The organism is Croceimicrobium sp. (assembly GCF_965228705.1).
GTDB lineage: Bacteria > Bacteroidota > Bacteroidia > Flavobacteriales > Schleiferiaceae > Croceimicrobium.
In genome coordinates this window covers 2,100,200-2,121,494 of the sequence record NZ_OZ245832.1, presented here as the reverse complement: position 1 = coordinate 2,121,494, position 21,295 = coordinate 2,100,200, and the positions used below count along the sequence as shown (strand labels likewise).

14 protein-coding genes are annotated in these 21,295 nt (G+C 44.8%); 4 read left to right on the top strand and 10 right to left on the bottom strand.

What is annotated here, in order from left to right:
* Window positions 1–67: 67 nt before the first annotated feature.
* Window positions 68–2,941, bottom strand: a complete 2,874-nt coding sequence (gene gcvP, locus ACO05P_RS09635) for an aminomethyl-transferring glycine dehydrogenase (protein ID WP_421750445.1) — start codon at window positions 2,939–2,941, stop codon at window positions 68–70.
* Between the two features lie 113 nt (window positions 2,942–3,054).
* Between gcvP and ACO05P_RS09630 the strand changes: the two genes are divergently transcribed.
* The 3 genes from ACO05P_RS09630 to ACO05P_RS09620 are packed head-to-tail and all read left to right on the top strand — an operon-like array spanning window position 3,055 to window position 6,559.
* A complete protein-coding gene (locus ACO05P_RS09630; protein WP_421750444.1) occupies window positions 3,055–3,909 on the top strand; it encodes a hypothetical protein in 855 nt (284 codons plus the stop codon).
* A gap of 23 nt (window positions 3,910–3,932) precedes the next feature.
* Window positions 3,933–5,207, top strand: coding sequence for a kynureninase (gene kynU, locus ACO05P_RS09625; protein WP_421750443.1), 1,275 nt, complete (start codon window positions 3,933–3,935; stop codon window positions 5,205–5,207).
* 2 nt (window positions 5,208–5,209) lie between these two features.
* On the top strand, window positions 5,210–6,559 hold the full coding sequence (locus ACO05P_RS09620; protein ID WP_421750442.1) for an FAD-dependent oxidoreductase: 1,350 nt from the start codon (window positions 5,210–5,212) through the stop codon (window positions 6,557–6,559).
* A 110-nt stretch (window positions 6,560–6,669) separates the two neighbouring features.
* On the opposite strand, the gene ACO05P_RS09615 is transcribed toward ACO05P_RS09620, so the two are convergent.
* The 9 genes from ACO05P_RS09615 to ACO05P_RS09575 form a co-directional block, all read right to left on the bottom strand.
* A complete protein-coding gene (locus ACO05P_RS09615) occupies window positions 6,670–6,972 on the bottom strand; it encodes a hypothetical protein (protein ID WP_421750441.1) in 303 nt (100 codons plus the stop codon).
* A gap of 83 nt (window positions 6,973–7,055) precedes the next feature.
* The gene (locus ACO05P_RS09610) at window positions 7,056–8,591 is read right to left on the bottom strand and encodes a glycine--tRNA ligase (RefSeq protein ID WP_421750440.1); all 1,536 of its coding nucleotides are present in this window, start codon (window positions 8,589–8,591) and stop codon (window positions 7,056–7,058) included.
* A gap of 63 nt (window positions 8,592–8,654) precedes the next feature.
* On the bottom strand, window positions 8,655–9,257 hold the full coding sequence (locus ACO05P_RS09605; protein ID WP_421750439.1) for a CHAP domain-containing protein: 603 nt from the start codon (window positions 9,255–9,257) through the stop codon (window positions 8,655–8,657).
* Window positions 9,258–9,259: 2 nt separating this feature from the next.
* On the bottom strand, window positions 9,260–9,997 hold the full coding sequence (gene bla / locus ACO05P_RS09600; protein ID WP_421750437.1) for a subclass B1 metallo-beta-lactamase: 738 nt from the start codon (window positions 9,995–9,997) through the stop codon (window positions 9,260–9,262).
* 53 nt (window positions 9,998–10,050) lie between these two features.
* Window positions 10,051–11,193 (bottom strand): PepSY-associated TM helix domain-containing protein, encoded by a 1,143-nt coding sequence (locus tag ACO05P_RS09595; RefSeq protein WP_421750436.1) that lies wholly within the window; start codon window positions 11,191–11,193, stop codon window positions 10,051–10,053.
* A gap of 46 nt (window positions 11,194–11,239) precedes the next feature.
* Complete coding sequence (locus ACO05P_RS09590) at window positions 11,240–12,475, bottom strand: DUF4374 domain-containing protein (RefSeq protein ID WP_421750435.1); 1,236 nt, start codon at window positions 12,473–12,475, stop codon at window positions 11,240–11,242.
* Between the two features lie 17 nt (window positions 12,476–12,492).
* On the bottom strand, window positions 12,493–14,799 hold the full coding sequence (locus ACO05P_RS09585) for a TonB-dependent receptor (protein WP_421750433.1): 2,307 nt from the start codon (window positions 14,797–14,799) through the stop codon (window positions 12,493–12,495).
* Window positions 14,800–14,968: 169 nt separating this feature from the next.
* Window positions 14,969–15,934 carry a hypothetical protein gene (locus ACO05P_RS09580; protein ID WP_421750431.1) on the bottom strand — a complete coding sequence of 322 codons (966 nt, stop codon included), beginning with the start codon at window positions 15,932–15,934 and terminating at the stop codon, window positions 14,969–14,971.
* A gap of 110 nt (window positions 15,935–16,044) precedes the next feature.
* Window positions 16,045–17,931: a hypothetical protein gene (locus ACO05P_RS09575; protein WP_421750429.1), complete on the bottom strand. Its 1,887-nt coding sequence runs from the start codon at window positions 17,929–17,931 to the stop codon at window positions 16,045–16,047.
* Between the two features lie 56 nt (window positions 17,932–17,987).
* Here ACO05P_RS09575 and ACO05P_RS09570 point away from each other — a divergent pair, with 56 nt between their 5' ends.
* Window positions 17,988–21,287 carry a hypothetical protein gene (locus tag ACO05P_RS09570; RefSeq protein ID WP_421750428.1) on the top strand — a complete coding sequence of 1,100 codons (3,300 nt, stop codon included), beginning with the start codon at window positions 17,988–17,990 and terminating at the stop codon, window positions 21,285–21,287.
* Window positions 21,288–21,295: the final 8 nt, after the last annotated feature.

Here is a 21,295-nt window from a genome sequence, read left to right as displayed (position 1 = left end):
AGAGCAAGAAAAAAGGGAGCCCATTGAGCTCCCTTTCTAATATTTAGACAGATTTTCTCTGCTTTTTTTAAGCTTCCTCCTCCATATAGGATTCGATAGGCTCACAAGTACAAATCAAATTACGATCACCATAAGCATCGTCTACCCGGCGAACGCTAGGCCAGAATTTGTTTTGGTATAAGTAATCCAATGGGAATGCAGCGGTTTTACGATCATAAGGGAAGTTCCAATGATCAGCGGTTAATTGCTGCATGGTATGAGGGGCGTTTTTCAAGGGATTGTTTTCTGCGTCGAAATTGCCATTGTGCACTTCTGCCATTTCATGGCGTATGCTGAGCATAGCTTCGATGAAGCGATCTAATTCCTGTTTGCTCTCACTCTCCGTTGGCTCAATCATAACGGTTCCTGCTACCGGGAAACTCACTGTAGGTGCATGGTAGCCATAATCCATTAAGCGCTTGGCAATATCGGTTACTTCTATACCACTATCCTTTTTAAAGGGGCGGCAATCAATAATCATTTCATGGGCCACTCGATTGTTCTCATTGGAGTACAATACCTCGTAAGCACCATGCAGTCTTTCCTTAAGGTAATTGGCGTTTAAAATAGCGTACTCTGTGCTGGCTTTTAAGCCCCGCATTCCGAGCATTTTAATGTAACCGTAGCTAATCAATAAGATTAATCCACTACCATAAGGTGCGGCGGATACAGGAGAAATGGGATTCTTACCACCGGTCTTTACCAAGGGGTGTCCGGGTAAGAACGAAGCCAAATGCTCGGCTACACCGATAGGTCCCATGCCAGGGCCACCACCACCATGTGGGATGGCAAAGGTCTTGTGTAAATTCAAGTGGCAAACATCAGCGCCAATCGCTCCTGGACTGGTGAGTCCTACCTGGGCATTCATATTGGCGCCATCCATGTATACCTGCCCCCCATTATCATGAATGATCTGCGTGATCTCACGTACACGTTCCTCAAACACACCGTGAGTTGAGGGGTAGGTAATCATTAAGGCAGCCAGATTTGCACTGTGTTTTTCTGCTTTGGCACGCAGGTCTTCCACATCAATCTTCCCGGCTTCATCTGATTTTACCACAACCACCTTCATGCCGGCCATAACCGCTGAGGCTGGGTTGGTGCCATGCGCTGAACTGGGAATTAAGGCAATATCTCGTTGGCTGTCGCCACGGGATTGGTGATATGCGCGTATTACCATTAATCCGGCATACTCTCCTTGAGCACCGCTATTGGGTTGCATGCTCATGGAATGGAAACCGGTGATTTCTGCGAGGTCGCGCTCCAGATTAGTGATTAATTCGCGGTATCCTAAAGTTTGATTGGTAGGTGCAAAGGGGTGAATGTTTGCCCAAAGTGGCCAGCTAAGTGGCAACATTTCGGTAGCAGCATTCAACTTCATGGTGCAGCTACCCAAAGAAATCATGCTGTGATTTAAGGAAAGGTCTTTACGCTCCAGGGCTTTTAAATAGCGCATCATTTCGGTTTCGCTGTGGTAGCGATTGAAAACCGATTGCTCCATAAAGCTGCTGGTGCGCTTTAATGATTCTGGAATAACACTTACTTCCAGTAATTTGATTTTAGGAGCAGTGGCCTCTTTGGCTTCAGCAAAAATTTCGAGGATCTCCTCGATCGCCTCCATATTGGTGGTCTCATTAATGCTGATGCCCACTTCATGTGCGGAAATGTAGCGGAGATTTACTTCACGAGCGATGGCGCGACTGCGAATCTCTTCCTTGTCTACCTGTCCTAATTCAATACGTAGCGTATCGTAGAAGTTTTGGTTTACCTGAGTATAGCCTAAGCGATTTAAACCTTCACTGAGGCTTACCGTATGGAAGTGAATCTTTTGAGCGATATGCTTTAATCCTTTAGGGCCATGGTAGGCGCCATAGGCTCCGGCCATTACGGCTAAAAGAACTTGAGCGGTACAAATATTTGATGTAGCCTTATCGCGCTTAATGTGTTGTTCGCGAGTTTGCAAAGCCATACGTAAGGCTTTATTGCCATCGCGATCTACGGTTTGACCGATAATACGACCGGGGATAAAACGCTTATAGTCTTCGGTAGTGGCGAAATAGGCAGCGTGGGGTCCTCCGAAACCTAAAGGAATACCAAATCGCTGAGTAGTTCCTACTACTGCTTTAGCGCCCAATTCTCCGGGAGGGCTTAATAAAACCAAAGACATGATATCCGCAGCAACGGCTACTTGAACATCGAATTTTTCGGCATCCGCCATGAAGGCATCGTATTCGAAAATTTCTCCGTCGGCAGCTGGATACTGCAATAAGGCACCGAAATAATCATCGCTTAGATTAACTTCACGGTGATCTCCAATTACCAATTCAATACCTAAAGGCTCTGAACGGGTTTTGATGAGCTCAATATTTTGATGCAAGCAGTGGATGGATACAAAGAACTTGGAAGCACCGGCTTTCTTTTTGTCGCGGCTGCGTGCTCCGTAGAACATCGACATCGCCTCGGCGGCGGCAGTGGCTTCATCTAAAAGACTGGCATTCGCAATAGGCAATCCGGTTAGGTCGCTTATCATCGTCTGGTAATTCAACAAGGCTTCCAAACGTCCCTGAGCGATTTCTGCCTGATAGGGGGTGTAAGCGGTATACCAACCTGGGTTTTCTAAAATATTGCGTTGAATAACACCCGGCAAAATTGTTGGGTGGTATCCCAAACCGATATAAGACTTAAAGACCTTATTTTTTCTCGCTAAATCACGGATGTGGTTCAGGAATTCATTTTCGGTCATCGCTGTACTCAGATTCAGATCTTCTTCCAGTCGAATGTCATCGGGAATGGTCTGGGAAATTAATTCCTCAAGGTTTTTTACCCCTACCACTTTCAGCATTTCTAACAGATCCTCCTCACGTGGTCCTATGTGGCGATAGGCAAAAGTGTCCGTATTCATAACAATGTGAAAATAAATGTCAATATTCGCAGCAAAAGTAAGAATAGACGGTCGCTTCTTGGTTAGGGATTATAACAATCTTTTAACCCTCCGGTGATCGATGATCAAAAGTGATGCGGGGATTTTTAATTTCTTCAAATCTCTGGGTAGGCCTGGCAGTAGGGCTTTTGAGCTTGATGAGTTTTCCTGCCCCTTGGAGCGAGGAGGCTTATCTCTATGCGCTCTTCTTATTGTTAGCAACTTCTTCAGCCTATAGCTATATGCGCTGGGTGAAAATTGCCCAGCAAAATACAGGTGGGCAGCCCTCGGAAGTGGCGGGTTTTGAGCAACCCATCGCGGCTTTAATGTACAGCCTGTTTATGGGCCTTGCCTCCCTCTATGTTTTGCGCTGGTTTTACAGTTGGGATTTAGTGATCGCATTAGCACCGGCGGTAGTGGTTGCAATTCTTTACCCATTGGCCTTTCCGCATCCCAATCGGCATTTTACTTCCCTGCGTACCATTCCCATGTTAAAGCTTTTGCTGATATCAGCTACCTGGGCCTGGCTGAGTTTTGCCTTGCCCATGCTTCATATGGATCAGATTTGGACCTTCCACTTTTACCTGGAGCTTTTATTTCGCACTTTCCTGGTAGCCGGTCTTACTATACCTTTTGATATACGGGATATGGATTATGATCTGTCTAAGATGAAGACCATTCCGCAGTTAATGGGGGTAGATGCTTCCTTGCAATTGGCTAATTTCTTTTTGCTCTTGTATCAATTATGGACTATTGCAGCTTATTTTATTTGGGACCTCTCTCTTGCACTGGCAATAGCCTGGCTGGTGGGTTTGGAAATTGGTGCTTATCTCATTCGAAAAGTTCGGCATAATCGCTCCGAAATCTACATTGGATTTTGGGTGGAAGCCATTCCGATAATCGTTTTCATTTTATTGCTCTTAGCCCAATGGGCTTGGGGCATTTATTAACTTTGAGCCGCTAAAAAAGAACTATGACAATCCCCAATACTTTGGAAGGCGCACGACAGGCCGATGCAAGGGATCCCTTAGCCTCCTATCGCGATCAGTTTTTATTCCCGCAAAATGATGCGGATAAGGTTTTATACTTCACGGGTAACTCCTTGGGTTTGCAAGCTCGCAGATCCCGCACCATTTTAATGGAGGAATTGGATGATTGGGCTCGTTGGGGTGTAGATGGTCACCTGGAAGCCGAGCGTCCCTGGTTATCTTATCATGAGAATTTCAGTGCAGCCTTAGCCCGTATTGTTGGGGCTAAAGAAAGTGAAGTGGTGGCGATGAACGGCCTCACGACAAACTTGCATTTAATGATGGTGAGCTTTTATCACCCCCAAGGCAAGCGCACTAAAATTTTATGTGAGGGTAAGGCTTTTCCGAGTGATCAATATGCCCTACATAGCCAATTGCGTTTCCATGGATTAGATCCGGCGGAGCATCTAATTGAAATTATGCCCGATCCAGAAACGGAGCTGATTGAAGAAGATCGCATTATTGAGGCCATTGATGCCCATCGCGATGAATTGGCTTTAGTGATGATTGGTGGGGTGAATTATTATACCGGACAGTGGTTTGATATGGAACGCATAACCGATGCAGGAAAGCGGGCCGGAGCCATGGTGGGCTGGGACTTAGCGCATGCCGCTGGTAATGTGCCACTCGAATTGCATAAGTGGAATGTAGACTTTGCCGCCTGGTGTGGTTATAAATATTTAAACTCAGGTCCTGGAGGTGTTTCGGGTGTTTTTGTGCATGAGAAGCATCATGGGAAAGCTGATATTCCTCGATTTGAGGGCTGGTGGGGTCATAGTAAAGAAGACCGCTTCCAAATGCCGGATCGCTTCGTGCCCATTCCCACCGCGGAAGCCTGGCAATTAAGCAATGCCCCGGTAATGGCAATGGCCCCATTATTAGCTTCTTTGGAGCTTTATGAGGAGGTGGGTATGACCGCCCTTCGTGAAAAGAGCCTAAAACTTACGGCTTATCTACAAAGCGTTATTGAAGACGCATCCCGCGAAAGCGGCCAAAACATACGTATTATTACTCCCAAGGATGCCAAGCGCAGAGGGTGTCAGATTTCTATTTCGGTACCCGGAAAAGGAAAAGCAGCTTTTAAGAAATTGAGCGAGGCTGGCGTAATTGCCGACTGGCGTGAGCCCGATGTAATCCGTTTGGCACCGGTGCCTTTGTATAACTCCTTTGAGGATGTGTATCGCTTTGGCCAATTGTTGAAAGAACATTTAAAAGACTAATCATGCAAGAGAAGAATATTAGCATTGCCGGTGCCGGTTTAGTAGGTTCTTTATTGAGCCTGTATTTGGCAAAGCGCGGTCATAAGGTGGAGATTTTTGAACGTCGTCCGGATGCGCGCAAGAATCTGCTGGATGGTGGTCGCTCCATTAACCTGGCCTTGAGTGATAGAGGTTTGCAAGCCCTGGCCAAGGTAGGTTTGGAAGAAAAAGTATTGAAAGAAATGGCCATCCCTATGTATGGTCGCGTGATGCATAGTAGGGAAGGAAAATTGACCTATCAACCTTATGGGAAGGAAGGGCAGGCCATCAATTCGGTTTCCAGAGCTGGTCTTAATATGCTGATGATGGATGAGGCTGAAAAACGCGGGGTGAAGATTCACTTTTCGCAGGCTTGCGCCGAGGTAGATTTAGAGAATGCCAGTGCTGTGTACCGCAATCGTGAGGGTGAAGAACGCAAGGTAGATAGTGATTTGCTTTTTGGTGCCGATGGTGCTTTTAGCGCAGTGCGCAGCGTAATGCAAAAGACCGATCGCTTTAGTTATTCGCAAGAGTATATTGAGCATGGTTATAAAGAATTGGAGATTCCGGCCGGACCCAATGGCGAATTCTTACTGGAAAAGAATGCTCTGCATATCTGGCCCCGTGGAAGCTATATGCTGATTGCCTTGCCTAATCCGGATGCCAGCTTTACCTGTACCTTATTCTTCCCCATGGAAGGTGAGGTTTCCTTTGATAGTTTGAATACGGTTGAAAAGGCTCGTTCTTTCTTTGAACAGGAATTTGCCGATGCTCTGGCTATGATGCCCAATTTTGATCGCGATTGGCAAGAAAACCCGGATTCCTCTTTAGTGATCATCCGTTGCTTTCCCTGGACTCGCAATGCTAAGGTAGCCTTGATTGGCGATGCCAGTCATGCCATTGTGCCTTTCTACGGACAGGGAATGAATGCCGGTTTTGAAGATTGCTTTGTGCTGGATCGCCTGATGGATGAGTATGGCGATGATTGGGAAGGACTTTTAAAGGCCTATGAAACCGAGCGTAAGCCGGATGCCGATGCCATTGCAGATTTGGCGATGCGCAATTTTGTAGAGATGCGCGATTTAACCGGTGATCCCGAGTTTTTACTTCGCAAGAAAATTGAAGTGCGTTTTTCAGAGAAATATCCAGAGAAGTGGACCCCACTATACAGTCTGGTTACCTTTTCACCCGAAGTTCGCTATTCGGATGCTATTGCCCTGGGTAAGCGTCAGGATGAGTTGATGGCCGAAATTATGAGTATGCCCAATATTCATGAAATTTGGGATAGCCCTGAAGTGGAAGAACGCATGTTGGTTTTGGCTGAAAAGCTCTAATCACAAAAAATTAGAAGAGCCGGTTTTTGAAAGAGAGCCGGCTTTTTTAGGCATAAAAAAATCCTGACCGGCAGAGCCTGATCAGGATTTTTTATTTTGTTCAGCGTGGCTTACATGTGCTCGCTGTGGTCTTCACCTTCGTGCATGGCTTCTTCTACTTCACCTTCCATGTCGTCAGCAGCTTCTTCAGCAGCTTCCATAGTGGTGTCAGCCATTTCTTCTACAGCTTCAGCAGCATCCTCAGCCATGTCACCAGCTTCGTCAGCGGCTTCTTCCATAACGTCACCTGCGTCTTCAGCGGCTTCTTCTACAGCTTCAGTTGCGTCTTCAGCGTTTTCTTCAGCTTGTGGGTTGTTACATGCTACGGCACCAGCAAAGATCAGTGCAAATGCAAAAAAACTTACTTTTTTCATCCTTCTCTCGAGATTTGGTTGTTAAACAATTTCGCACAAATATATATTAATTTTAAAGCTCTGTTATTCAATAGGCTCCAAAATTATTTTTTTAGTAAACTGCTCAAGCTCAGGCTTTCGGAAAGTTTTGCTTTTAAATTTTGAATAGGCACTCTTTCTTGGGTCATGCTATCTCTATCCCGAAGGGTCACACAATTATCCTCTTTTGTGTCATGATCTACGGTGATACAGTAAGGGGTTCCGATGGCATCATGACGACGGTAACGTTTGCCAATCGCATCCTTCTCATCGTACTGAATATTAAAGTCGTAGCGTAGTTCATTAAGGATTTCACGGGAAATCTCAGGCAGCCCGGCTTTCTTTACCAAGGGTAAGATGGCCGCTTTAACCGGGGCCAAAGGAGCCGGAATACGCAAAACGGTTCGGCTACTGCCATCTTCCAGACTTTCTTCCCTATAGGCATAGGATAATACGGCCAAGAATAAGCGATCCAATCCAATGGAGGTTTCAATTACATAAGGCACATAATTTTGACCTATTTCGGGATCGAAGAATTGCAGCTTCTTGCCACTGTGCTCTTCATGCGCTTTCAAATCAAAGTCGGTACGGGAGTGAATACCTTCCAATTCTTTAAATCCGAAGGGGAAGTTGAATTCAATATCCGCAGCCGCATTAGCGTAGTGTGCCAGCTTTTCGTGATCATGGAAACGGTAATAGCTTTCATCCATACCTAGGGCACGGTGCCATTTCATACGCTCTTCCTTCCAGTATTCGTACCATTTCATTTCCTCACCGGGACGTACGAAATACTGCATTTCCATTTGCTCGAATTCGCGCATCCGGAAGATGAATTGACGAGCAACAATCTCATTCCGGAAGGCCTTTCCGGTTTGGGCAATACCAAATGGGATTTTCATCCGACCGGTCTTTTGCACATTCAGGAAGTTTACGAAGATTCCCTGGGCCGTTTCAGGACGCAGGTATAGGGTGGAGGCGCCTTCGGCCACCGAGCCCATTTGCGTGCCAAACATGAGGTTAAACTGGCGTACTTCGGTCCAGTTTTTAGAACCGCTGATAGGGCAGGCAATGCCTTTTTCTTCGATCAAAGATTTTACATCGGCTAAATCTCCGGCATCAAGACTGGTCGCCATGCGCTTAACGGTATCATTCGCTTCGTCGAGGTATTTCTTTACCCGCGGATTGGTTTCGCGATAAAGGGCTTCATCGAAATCTTCACCAAAGCGCTTTTTGGCCTTTTCGATTTCTTTTTCGGCTTTCTGACGCTGTTTTTCGGCATAGTCCTCAATGAGTACATCTGCGCGATAACGTTTCTTACTGTCTTTATTGTCGATCAAGGGATCATTAAAGGCATCTACGTGGCCACTGGCTTTCCAGGTGGTAGGGTGCATGAAAATGGCGGCATCCAGACCCACAATGTTTTCGTGCATTTGTACCATGGCCTTCCACCAATAGTCGCGCAGATTTTTCTTCAGTTCAACGCCATTCTGACCATAGTCGTAAACAGCTGATAACCCGTCATAAATTTCGCTCGATGGAAAGATAAATCCATATTCTTTCGCATGGGCGATTACCTTTTTAAAAAGATCGTCCTGATTCATGCCGCAAAAATAGGATTTGACAGAATTATGGACTCTAAATGCGGAATTAATCTTAAGCCTGAATTAGGACGCTTTTTTTCGAAGCCATCCTAGAATTGTGCTGCCTTCTAATTGGTATTTATTCTCCATTTGGCTTAGGCCGATGCGCAGTCGAGAGGGAGCTGTAGGTCCGGGATTTTGTTGAATGATTTCAATTTCATCTTCAAATACCGCCGAAACGATGGCTACATGGCCATAGGGATTCCAGATGGTGCCATCATAAACCAATAGGTCATTTACGGCTGGTTTCCATTGACTGGGATTACGGTATTGAATGAGATTGCGCTGGGCATTTTTTTGACCATCACCAATTTGGGCATTGTAGAAGCTTTTAGCATGACCATAGGAATCGGGCATCTTGTGATCTAAATGCTCATAATAATAGCGCTTTACGAACTCCACACATTGCCATTTTAAACCCAGATTGTATCCATCGGCAGCCAGGTTGCGACCATCAACATGACTAACTGATCCATTATAGTAAACGGCAACCCCATTGAAACTGTCTATTTTATCACCAATCTCATGACCACTCAAATTGGGTAGACCAGTTTTCATCCAAAAGCCAAAGAGGCCTAAGGGGACCACAATGATGAGGATGGCGTAGAGCAGATGTTTCTTCTTCATGCTTAGGTCTTAGGGGCGGTGAATAGTTTAATAGTATAATCCAGTAATTCCGAGCTGCCTGCCGGGCCATGTCCAGGGATAACAGTTTCCACTTCTGGGAATTTACTTTTGATGTGTTCAACGCTCCTCGCCCATTGCAAAGTATCGGCATCAGCCAGGTTTCCTTTTTGAGCACCCAGGCTTTTGATTAAGCAGCCTCCAAATAGGGTTTTATGTTCTGGGAAGTAGGAGACGATATTGTCCTGAGTATGGCCGGCTCCTGCGAAGCTATTAATGGAATGATATTGACCAACACTGATAATCAGGCTGTCTACAAAGCTATTTTGGGGTAGCGGCATACCATCGGCCGCAGCTAGTTCTATGGTTTTTTGATGGGCATAAGAAAGAATCTTATGTTGATGAAAGACCTGGAGTCCACCGAGGCAGTCTTCATGAAAATGATTGACCACAATTCCTTTGATGTGCAGCTCTTGGCTTTCGATCCATTGAATTAGCTCCTGGGCTACGTAGTCATCCACTGGGCTATCGAAAACCAGCGCTTCACCCTGATCTAGCAAGATGACCCCATTACAAGGGAAGGGACCATAATTGGGGATTTGGATATAGCTGATATGCTGATAAAGTCCACTTTGTAGTTTAAGAATCTGCAGAGTCTTTGATTGATAGACTGTCTCAGGTTTCGGCTTGGAAGAACAGGCGATCAGAAGGCTAAATACCAAAAAATAAAAGAGTGGGCGCATGCTAGAAATTCTAGCTGCAAAATACAGAATGCCGGGCAGGCACAAAGGAAATCTTAATCCTGAGACTTGGCTTTTTTATAGCGACGTCCCCACCAAATCAAGAAGCCCGTAAGAGGTAGGCTGGCAATACCAAGACTGATGAAGAAGGCCAATATTTTTCCTGCTAATCCACCGATGGCTCCAACGTGAATATCGTAGTTCATGCGCAGCACCAAATCCGAGAAATTTACTTCGGCATAGGGGCCGTAAATACTTTCGGTAGCCACTTCCTTTAAAGTCTGCGGATCGAAAAAGAGATAGTCGGAATTGTAATAAACTCCTTCTTGCCAACTAACTTCCACATAAATGCTGCTTCGCTCCGAATGAGGATAATGAAATTCCAGACTTTCAGCATTGGGGTAGCGCTTTTCCAGTAAAGGAAAAAGCTGGTCCATACCGTTTTGCGCTATGACTTTGCTAGCAGGCTTGGATATTTCCGGGACGATAAAATGCAGTTCTTTATCTCCGCCTATTCCACGGTAAAGCCATTTTTCAAAGGAATCGAAGGTCATCACTAATCCCGTAAGGGCTAAGACCATGGCCAATATGCTGATGTAAAATCCGGTAATTTGGTGCAAATCGTAGTTCTTGCGTTTCCAACGACTACTTTTCTTCCAGCGAAACCAGAGTCTTTGCTTGCGTGCCTTTTTATTGCGGGGCCACCAGAGGATTATCCCACTTATGAGCATAAAGGTGAAAATTACCGTACTCCAGGCTACAATCTGACTGCCAATTTCTTCTGGTAACCAAAGATGCATATGGCCTTCCAGCACAAAAGGGAAGAAGCCTTTTAAATGATCTTCGGTGCCCAATACTGTACCGTCTTGAGGATCGAGGTAAACGGAGCGATAGAATTCGGGATCAGCTTCATAAAAGATGACCTCTACTTTTTTTAGATCACTTTGATATAAGGTTCCATGTACCGTTTTGCCCGGAAAAACAGTTTCCGCAATAGCGCGAGCTTCTGTGGGGAAAATTTGATAAGCGGCCGAGACTTCTTTTTCAGCAAAGGGATCGCTAAAACTTTTAAACTCCTCCTGGAAAACCCAGAGACAGCCAGTTAGGGCCACGATGAAAACCACTAAACCGGTTCCCAGTCCCAGGTAGAGATGGATTAATCGCAGTTTTTTTCGCAGTGATTTTCTATTAAGGCTCATTCTGGAGGAAAATATTGGGGCACCAACGATGGGTGCCCCATTCTATTTAGAGTTTGTAGAAACCTTTGATGGTTTTACCTTCAATTTTAGCACCACGAGTAGCTGTAGCATTGGCGATATCTACCGCATAAACATAGGCTTCACTAGCTGTTTCAATGCTTACATAAGCAGTGTTTCCTTCAACATATACCGGAGAAGAATAGCGCTTTGCATGTAAAGGAACGTTCGCTACATCAGTAAGAGTCTGGGCTTCTAAGTCGATAATTACCAATTTTTGGTTGAACTCCGCACGACCGAAAGCAGCCCAGGCACCACCATTATCATGGCTAAGGATGCGACCAATAGCTTTGCCGTTTCCGAGGTAATCGAACCAGAATAGTTTACCACCATTGCTGGCTGCTTCAATATCGAAGAAGTAATTGGCATCGAATTCTGTTTCATTGGCTTTAATGCGCAAGATTCCGGATGGTTTAGTGGAAGCAGGGGCAAAGCCTGCCATTACAGCGCCGCAAGAAAAGCTATACAAATCACCACTTTCAGTTTCTATTAATCCGGTGCTACCACCATTTACGCCTATATTGCTGGTACGTGGATCGGCAATGATTTTTTCGGGCTCAGATCCCATGTCGGGATAAGAGTAAACAGCCACAAAAGCACTGTCGGCACTTGGAGTGCTGAAGTATCCTTTTGCATCTAATTTGTGGAAGGGGATAAATAATTTATCACCACGTACCTCCAGGGCCGTAGGCCAAGCTACCAATGAATCGTTGGTATTCTCGAAAATGCGGGTACCTACAATTTTTTTCACTTGTACGGTATTCACATCTATAAAGTGCAAGCGACGATTCGCAAAGCCAGCGCGAGGAATTTCCATGGCCAGGAAGGTTTGCTCATCATCAGAATGACCAAACATTTCCAAAGCATTTTCGAAGATGAATTCGCCACTTTTTACGATTTCACCATTACTATTAGCGGCATAACCTGCACATTGATTATCATCACTATAACCCGAGGCAAAAAGTGTGTTACCAACGGGGTAGTAAAAGCGCCATCCGGTTTGCTCAATCCCGGTGCCTTCGGCCGAGATTACGCCTTCCATGATATTTTCTTTACTTACAATGAATTCCGCTTCATCATTGCCGGTGGTTTTTAAAGACATGGTGATACCAGCCGAGGAGGCCGCGGTATTGGTTTTGTCTTCGTCCTTTTCGCAAGCGACAGAGCCTAAAGCTAAACTTCCGATTAGTAAGAAGGCTTGCCATTTATTTTGGGTATTTAACATGATATAGGTATTGATATTTAAGATTTGAATAGATATCTGAACTTTAGATAGATGGCCCTTCCAGGCTTTTGAATGCGGAAATTGTCGTAGAGCTCCGCGTCAAAAAGATTATTCAGGCTGAGGCTGAGATTGTAGCGCCCTTCCTGAAAACTGTATTCGCATTCCAGGTCATGGTTTAATTGACTCGGAATTATATGCTTGCTATCACTATGACCCAGATTTTCCCAGTTGAGGAAGAACTCATGTACATAATGGGTGCTCCAATACAGTTTTAAGCTTTGCTTTCGCAGAGGTTTTACAGCCAAACGAGCATTGTTGAAGAAATAAGGAACATTGGGAATGCGGCTATTGTAATTGATGTTTTCGAGGCCCTCATCGAATGGATTGCGATCACGCAGATCCTGATAGGTTCCGTTTAAGGTGATTTGAATACGATCTTTATAAGCCAGGTTCAGGGATAATTCTGTTCCAAGACTTCTTACTTCATGCAGGTTTTCGTACTGACCAAAAGGTCCCAGTGGTTTAAAGCGGATGAAATCGGCCGAATTACGCAGAAATGCATTGAACTCGGCGCTATATTTCCAGGTACCCATATTTGGATTTAAGCGCAATCCCAAATTGTAATTATCGCTTTGTTCGGGGGCTAGTTCCGGATTGGCATTTACATAGATGCCATCGCCCAGGATTTCATAAGCCTCTGGCAGACGGTAGGCTTTCTCGTAGGAAGTTTTGATTTGCCATCTGGGTGTGAGGTAATAACTAAAAGTGGCACCGGCACCAAAGCGTTCGAAGGCCAGGGAGCTAATTTGGTTTTGGCCCTGATCATCGGGGCTGTTTATCTCACCATTGTACCAATATTCTTTAGCGAGTAGGCTAAGGTTCCATCGTCCGGAAGGTGCTTTTAAAAGATAACTGGCGGCCAATATGCTCTTATTGATGTAACTGGGAATCTTAAAACTGTTGTTGAATGGGTTGACCAGATCCTGTCCTTCTCGACCTAAATAAGATTGGCTGGCACTTAACTGAATTTGATGATAGGGATGAAATTCATAGCTGGCCATAATATTGGAGCGCAGCATTTGATCTCTAAGTTCCATAAGGCTCTTACGCTCGAATAATTCACCCTTGGGATCATCACTGGCACGTTTTATTTTTTCGCCCAACCAATTGTATTTGTAGGATGAGGTGTCAACAATGCTCTCGGTACTGAGGCCGCCTAAGGCGTAGGCGCGAAGTCGGAACTTATTCCATTTCTTCTTGTAGTTCAGGCTGAGTAATTGGCTGTGATTATGGCTGTGGAAGGCGCCAAAGCTGCGCTTGATATTATTATCTGGATGCTGGTAATTCTTGAAGTTATAAGCCTGACTGGTACTAAGGGCAATCTGATCGGCCCATTTTAAGTTGCGATAACCCGCTTCGAATTGCAACATCGCGGATTGGTATTCGCTGTGAAAGCGTTGCACCTCTTGGTCCCCCAAATAATTTCCTAATTTGAGATCATAAATGGGTACCGATTTCATCCGGTAATTGTTGTCGGAATAATTCCCGAATGCATTTAAACGGAGAAAGAAATTGCGGTTTCCAGGCGCGTATTGACTGCTAATGGAAAGACGATGGGTATTGAAGGATCCTATACTGTATGCGGCGTCTAAAAAACTCTGTTGATTTTGGGAGCTATTGATGTTTATAGCGCCCCCCAAAGCATCGGCAGCCAAGCCAATGGGCACCACACCTTTATATACTTCAATGGACTCAATTAAATTCACCGGGAAGTTATTGAGGCTTAAGGCTGAGCCGAAATTCTCCATGGGAATACCGTCCCTGAAAATGCGAATTTGATTACCTGAAAGGCCATTTAAGGAGAGCTTGAAACCTGAGCCCAAGCCTCCCGCTTCGCGAATGGTTATTCCACTACTTTGACGAAGTACCTGATTGAGATCGCTGCTGAGGTTTTGCAGGCCTTTGGTTTCCAGGATATTTACCGTGAAGGTGCTTTGCCTTTTTTCTTCGGCCTGTGATTTTCGTAGGATGGTAATTTCTTCCAGAAGATTGGCGGTTTCTTCCAATTGAAAGTTCAAGGCCAGCTTCTGACTGTTGGTGATCTGCAGTTTTCGCTGAATGGATTTAAATCCAATAGCCTGAATTTCGAGGAGATGCCAGCCCAAAGGAATTTTCTCAAGTAGGAAATGGCCTTGCACATCTGAGGCCGTCCCCAGATTAAGGCTGTCAATGAAAATGGCGACCCCTGGAAGCGATTGACCCTGCTTATCGCTTAATTGACCTTCAATACTACCAAATACAGTTTGCCCTTTTAAGGGGCTCAACCCTAAAGTTAAGACTAGGCTTATGATGAAGCACCACCGGGCTTTCATGGCTTATTAAGATTAGGTCTAAATAATTGGCCGCGAAAATAAGGGTGCCTTAAGGAAAAGACAAAGTTTATTTAGATTAATTACAGATAATGTTGTAATTAACTGAAGGTAAGAGTATTGCTTAAAGCTTTAGGGTGCTGATGAGCCAGTTTAGGAGATCATCATTATCAATAATGGACCAGGAGTGGGGGTGTCGCTCGCCATTGGGTCTTAGTCCTTTACCTATGCTGATTTTTACTTCCACATTGGGGTGGCCCTGCATTTTGAGCTCGTTTACCATTGCTACAATATCGGAGCCGTTCCAGTCGTAGAGGTCGCGATGCCTTTTGTTAAGCAGATAATCAAGATCCAAATCGGTATAAAAGCGCAGGGGAGTTTCCAGAAGCAATTCGGCATTGCCACCTTTTTCGGCTCCATAGCTGTAGATCGAAAAATACTGATAGGTTTGAGGAACTTCGGCAGGACTGCCTCCGAAGTTAGTGCCGTAATAGTTTTTGATCCAACGTGCTTCGGCAATGCCTACTTCGCTAATACCTCGCTCCAATTCTCGATCGCAATAATTATATAAGCGAGCCAAATCCAAAGGAGGGTCTACCCCAAAAATAGCGGCGGGTTTTATCAATGTCCGACTGCTATCCATAGCCGCCAGCTGGGCATAGCGCAGGGCGATAACACCACCATTGGATAAACCACCTAAAACGAATTTATCAGCAGGAATATCATACTTCTTAATGCAATTCGTGATCAAGGTATCCAGAAAGGCGGCTTCCGAAAGGCGATCTACCGATCCCCAATTAATGGAAGGGATTAAAGTCATGATTCCTTTTTTTGCTGCCATTTGAGGGATCTTCAATTGGGGAATTACGCCCTCAACTTTTTCACCCGAAGCAGGGATGATAATTATACAAGCTTGAGGTTTTTGCTCGGGAATAAGCTGGTAATAGAAAAGACTATCCGATTCTCCATCATTGATATAGAGATAGGTGCTGTCTTTATAGGAGCATGGGATTTTTTCAAATTCTTGGGCAAAAAGGGGGCTCAGTCCTAGGCAGAGTAAACCCAGGGTAAGTCGGCTTAATTTGGTCATCCTGATCGTTTTAGGAGCCCTAATGTATGCCTTGCTTAAAAGCGACTTCAAAGGGAAAAGTTAAAAGAGGCTGAGGTATTAATTCTGATATCAGCCTCTTTTATGAAATCTTATTTGTTGATGAGAATTTTCTCCTCCATAATCCTTCTACCATCCGCCGCTTGAACCACCAAAAGGTAAACTCCGGTTTTAAGGCTATTCGTTTTAAAGCGGAAGCTGTTTTGTCCCGGCAGAGCTAGCTCATGTACCTCAAACAAAGCTTGATTTTGCTTGCCATCCAAACTCATCAAGCGGAAGCTCAAAACTTCTTCTTTCTCCTGATTTAGTTTCAATTCAAACCAATCGATGGCCGGATTTGGCGCTACCGTACTTTGAAGACTGTTTTCTTTAAGTCCAATATTTATGGGACTGTCCTGCCAATTGGGGCTGCGCAATTTTGCGATGGCAGTTAGGGGCTGACCATTGGTGGTAGCCTCATATCCTGAGGCCCAAGCCGTACCTGTTTCGCCATAGGCTTGTTGGTTTCCGGTATAATCGCCCCAACGCTCATATTTACGATCGCCATTGCTGGAAATGATGTCGATATAATCACCGCCTTCTACAATTTGCTTACGTGGGCTGTAGCTGGAATCATTATCGAAGAACATGCAAGAGAAGCCAGCATTGAGGCTGTCGCCCGTATGGTTAAAGCTGATAATGGCTTCCATCTCTGCATAGGATTTACCGGTATAGGTGATTTGGGGGTATCCGATATCAATAGGATCAAAATTGATAATCTTGAAATAACTATTGGTTTTAGGTCCATCCAATTTGATCATGCCGTGGTAAATCCCCGAATTGCCTAAGGAGGTGATGGTGTTTCCTACATATTGAATGGTGCCATGGGCCACAAATCCACCTTGAATACGACTGTCGTTACAATCGAAGGTATGATCATTGGCTTGACGCGCAGCAGGAGGAAGCCCGTATGGTGTTTCCGTTTGATATACTTCCAGCGAAAGCTGAGGATTACCACTGGCAGGACCATCAATCTTTACGACGAATATGCTGTCATTTAGGGTATCCAAATTTCGGTTGGAGAGGATATAAGCCGGAGCTCCGGGATAATCGGTACCGCGATCCATGCCTGTAAAATTGAAGAGATTTCGATTCCCCATTTTTAAGTTCGAATAGTAATGCTCAATCATGGGAAGGCTGTCATAGCCTGCTTGTTTGTCGAGCTGCCGAATGGTCGACTGCACATAGCCACTGTTATTACTGGAGCCATTGTAAAAGGTGTTCATGGTGATGAACAAATCATCGCGATTAATGCTAATATGCGGATAATCACTCCAAGTAGAATCATTGAGCGGATTACCGTCAATTTGGTAGATATTGAAGCCATCCGCCAGATCATTGGATTTGGAAAAGGCCGCAATGATTTTTGAATTTTCCCAGGTATTGCCACTGAGGTAGAGTACGATGAAGCGATCAGCTACCGGATCGTACAAGGCCCGAGGATCGTATTTGCTTCCGGGTAAGATGGCGGTTGGGCGGTAAAAACGGAAGAGGGTAGTTTCAAAAAGCAGGCTGTCTTTGCTGTAATCGTACACCCCAATGGTACTGTTGCGTACTCGCACCATTTGTTGGTTAATACCGATGGCAAAATCATCATCATTGGGAACGGACCCGCTGTAGGCATTTCCGGCCAGGCTATCTAAAACTTCGGGGCGTGGAGTATTGGGATTTATCACCACATCATTGGCAACCTTATTAAATCTTTGCGCTCTAAGAGCTGAGCGCGCCCATTGACGATCCAGTTCACCATCCGGATGATGCATTTCCTGCGGTGTAAGGCTGGGAGCAAAAATGCGCTCGGTTTCCTGGGCTTTGAATTCGCCTACGGGCTCGAGGATAAAACTGTGTTTTTGAAAGCTAAATTGGGCTTGAATGTTAAAGCTTAATAGCAAGACCAAACAAAAAGTGCCCATTCGGCGTAGAGTAAGTATATTCGTCATACAAAGGGAAATAATTCGCTCAATTGGCGTTAAATATAGCGAGTACATTTTTTAAGTTGAAACAAAACTATCGGCCTTCCGTTTTGGGTCTGCTTCTGGGCCTCTTTATTTTCTATAGCCTTCCGGCTGATGGACAATTCTATTATGGTATTCGCCAGGAGTATGGTAAAAACCGAGTGCAGTTTAATGATTTCGACTGGGTTTTTCTGCGCTTTGAAGCCTTTGATGTGTATTTCTATCGTGGCAATGAGGCATTGGCGGAAAACGTGGCTCGACTTACCCATAAAAATCTGCCTCAAATTGAGAATTATCTGGATGCACCTTTAGATGAACGCATTCAAATATTGGTGTTTAGTAATCTATCCGACCTTAAACAGAGTAATGTAAATAGCTCCAGTGAAGATGATTACAATACCGGTGGCGTAACCCGTATTAGTGGTCGTAGGCTCTTTGTTTATTTCGATGGAAATTATGCGCATCTCGAAAACACCCTGCGAATGGGCCTTACCGAGGTAGTGCTGAGTAATTTGATTTACGGCAGTTTTACCCAAAGTATTACCAATTCAGCCTTGCTCAACCTGCCAGCCTGGTATGTAGAGGGCCTCATTTCCTTCGTAGGTGAGGATTGGAGCTCGGAAGTGGATGTTCAGGTTCGTGACGGATTTTACAGCAATAAATACAAACGCATTAATACCCTTACCCAATTAGATGCACGTTATGCCGGGCATTCTTTTTGGCATTTTGTAAAGGAAACTTACGGGGAGAAGGTCATTCGGAACATTGTATATATGTCGGTGGTTAACCGCGATATAGAAAGCGGCTTCGTCTATATCCTGGGTAAGGATATGGATGAGATGACTCGTGATTGGCGAGCTTTTTATAAGGACCGCTATGGCTTAAGTGATGAAGAGGATGATTTTAAAGATCCATCCATAGTAATTAAGGGTCGCAAGCACCATGAAATTACAGAAGTGAAACTTAGTCAAGACGGACAGTATTTCGCTTATGTGGATCGAAGGTTTAGTCGCTATAAGATTTACGTTTACGATCGAGAAAGTGGTAAAAAGAAACGCATCTATACCGGCGGCTATCGTATCGCTCAGAATACAGATTACAGTTATCCCTTGCTTGCCTGGAATCCGGATGGAAAGTCCTTGGCTATTTTCACGGAGGAGAAAGGAGTGACCCAATTCAGTATTTATGATCTGGAAAAAGATGAGGTGACCACTAAGCCTTTTTACCGATTCGATAAAATTGTGTCCTTGAAATATTCCCCGGATGGTAAGCAATTCTTGTTCTCAGCGGTAAAGGATGGTCAATCGGATGTATACATTTACACCATCCTGAATACGAAGATTACACCCATTACCCGGGATATTTATGATGATGTAGATCCTAGCTTTTTCTCAAATGGAAAGCGCATTGCCTGGAGTTCCAATCGCCCGGTAGACAGTATTTTACCGGATGATCAACGCAGTTTAAGAACCCAGAAATTAGATCTCTTCGCTACGGAGGCAGAAGAGCTTCGTCAGGATTCCATCAAGATCTGGCGCCTCACCCGCACACCCGGAGTAGATGAACGTCAGGTGGAAGAAATCAAACCCGGTATTCTCAGCTTTACAACGGATCGCAATGGTATTCGCCGTCAAAATTTGGTGAAAATCGATTCAGCCATAGCTTATGTAGATACCAGCACCCATTACGATTATTTCTTTTCAGAATACCCATACAGTACGAATACCTTTTCGTTGGTAGATATGGATTTGGCTCCCAGTGAAAACCTGAAAGCTTCCGTGTTTTTGCAGGATAAGCGTTATCGGATTTACATTGAAGAATACGATGATCCCCAGGCTATGGGATTGAGTCCGGTGAAGGTAGAGAGTTTAGCGATGCAAGCTCAAGAAGCAACCAGTGACAGTTCTGAAAGCCAAGAAAGCTTTGTTCCAGAGTCGGAATACTATGGTGCCATCCCACGATCAAGCTTGGAGGTAAATATTCTGGATTACAAGTTTTATGAAGAAAAGCCGGAACCCAATCCGGAAGAACAACAGCCGACCCCTCAGACGGTGCCTTTGTTGCCTGCAAGCTTAGCAGAGGTAGAGGCGGATGCCAATGATGAATTGGAAATTCCACCGGTTCGAAATTATTTTCTTTCCTTCTTCCAGGATAATTTCACGGTTCGCTTTGATAATATGTTCGATAACCCCCAGTATCAACCTTTCACAGGTTTTGTGAGTGGTGATATATTAAACCAGGGTTTCAATATGAATTTCAAAGTGGGAGTAATGGACCTCATGCACGACTATCGCATTGTAGCGGGTATGCGTACCACCTTCCAGCCTTTACCAGGGACTTCCTTAACTCCCAATGCGGAGTTTGTAATTGGGGTGGCAGACTACAAAACACGCTGGGACAAGTACTATACCTACACCCGTCGCTCACAGGTGCAGTTTTTAGCCTTGAATAACTTCCGTCGCCTCATCAATAATGAGGTGAATTATAAAGTGGTTTATCCTTTCAATCCGGTATCAGCGGTGCATATGTCGGTGGGTTATCGCTTGGATGAGAATATTCGTTTGGCCAGTGATTTCAATAATTTGGATGAGCCTATTAACTATACCGATTATGCCATTGCCCGTTCCTCTTATATCTATGATAATTCGCGCAAGATTGGCTTAAACCTCTATGCAGGACTGCGTTATAAGGTCTTTGCAGAGTACTATCGCAATTTGTCTAAATCCAATAGTGGATTGTATACAGCTGGGGTAGATGCGCGTCATTATTTGATCATACACCGCAATATGATTTGGGCCAACCGTTTAGCGGCAGGAACTTCCTTTGGTCCGGAAAAACTGATCCATATTATGGGTGGAGTGGATAATGAATTTTCACCGCGCTTGGATCAGTCAACACCCATTGCCACCGATAATAATTATGTGTTCCAAACCTTGGTAACCAATATGCGGGGTTTTTTCCAAAATGTGCGGAATGGCAATAGCTTTACGGTGATTAACTCCGAATTACGTTGGCCCATTGTGAGCTATTTGGCCAATCGACCCATCCGCAATGATTTCCTTAATAATCTGATGGTAATTGGTTTTGCCGATGTAGGTACCGCCTGGAATGGTCCAAATCCTTGGGATCCCGAGAATGCCATTAATACCCGCACAGTACCATTGGGTAGTGGTGGGCAGATTGTATTGGATTCTCAAAAAGAACCGGTGGTAGTAGGTACCGGCTTCGGCTTGCGCAGTCGTTTGTTTGGCTACTATGTTCGTGCCGATTGGGCTTGGGGTATCGAGGATGGTATTGTATTGCCCAGTATTTTCTACGTGTCCTTGAGTACGGATTTTTAAATCGCTAT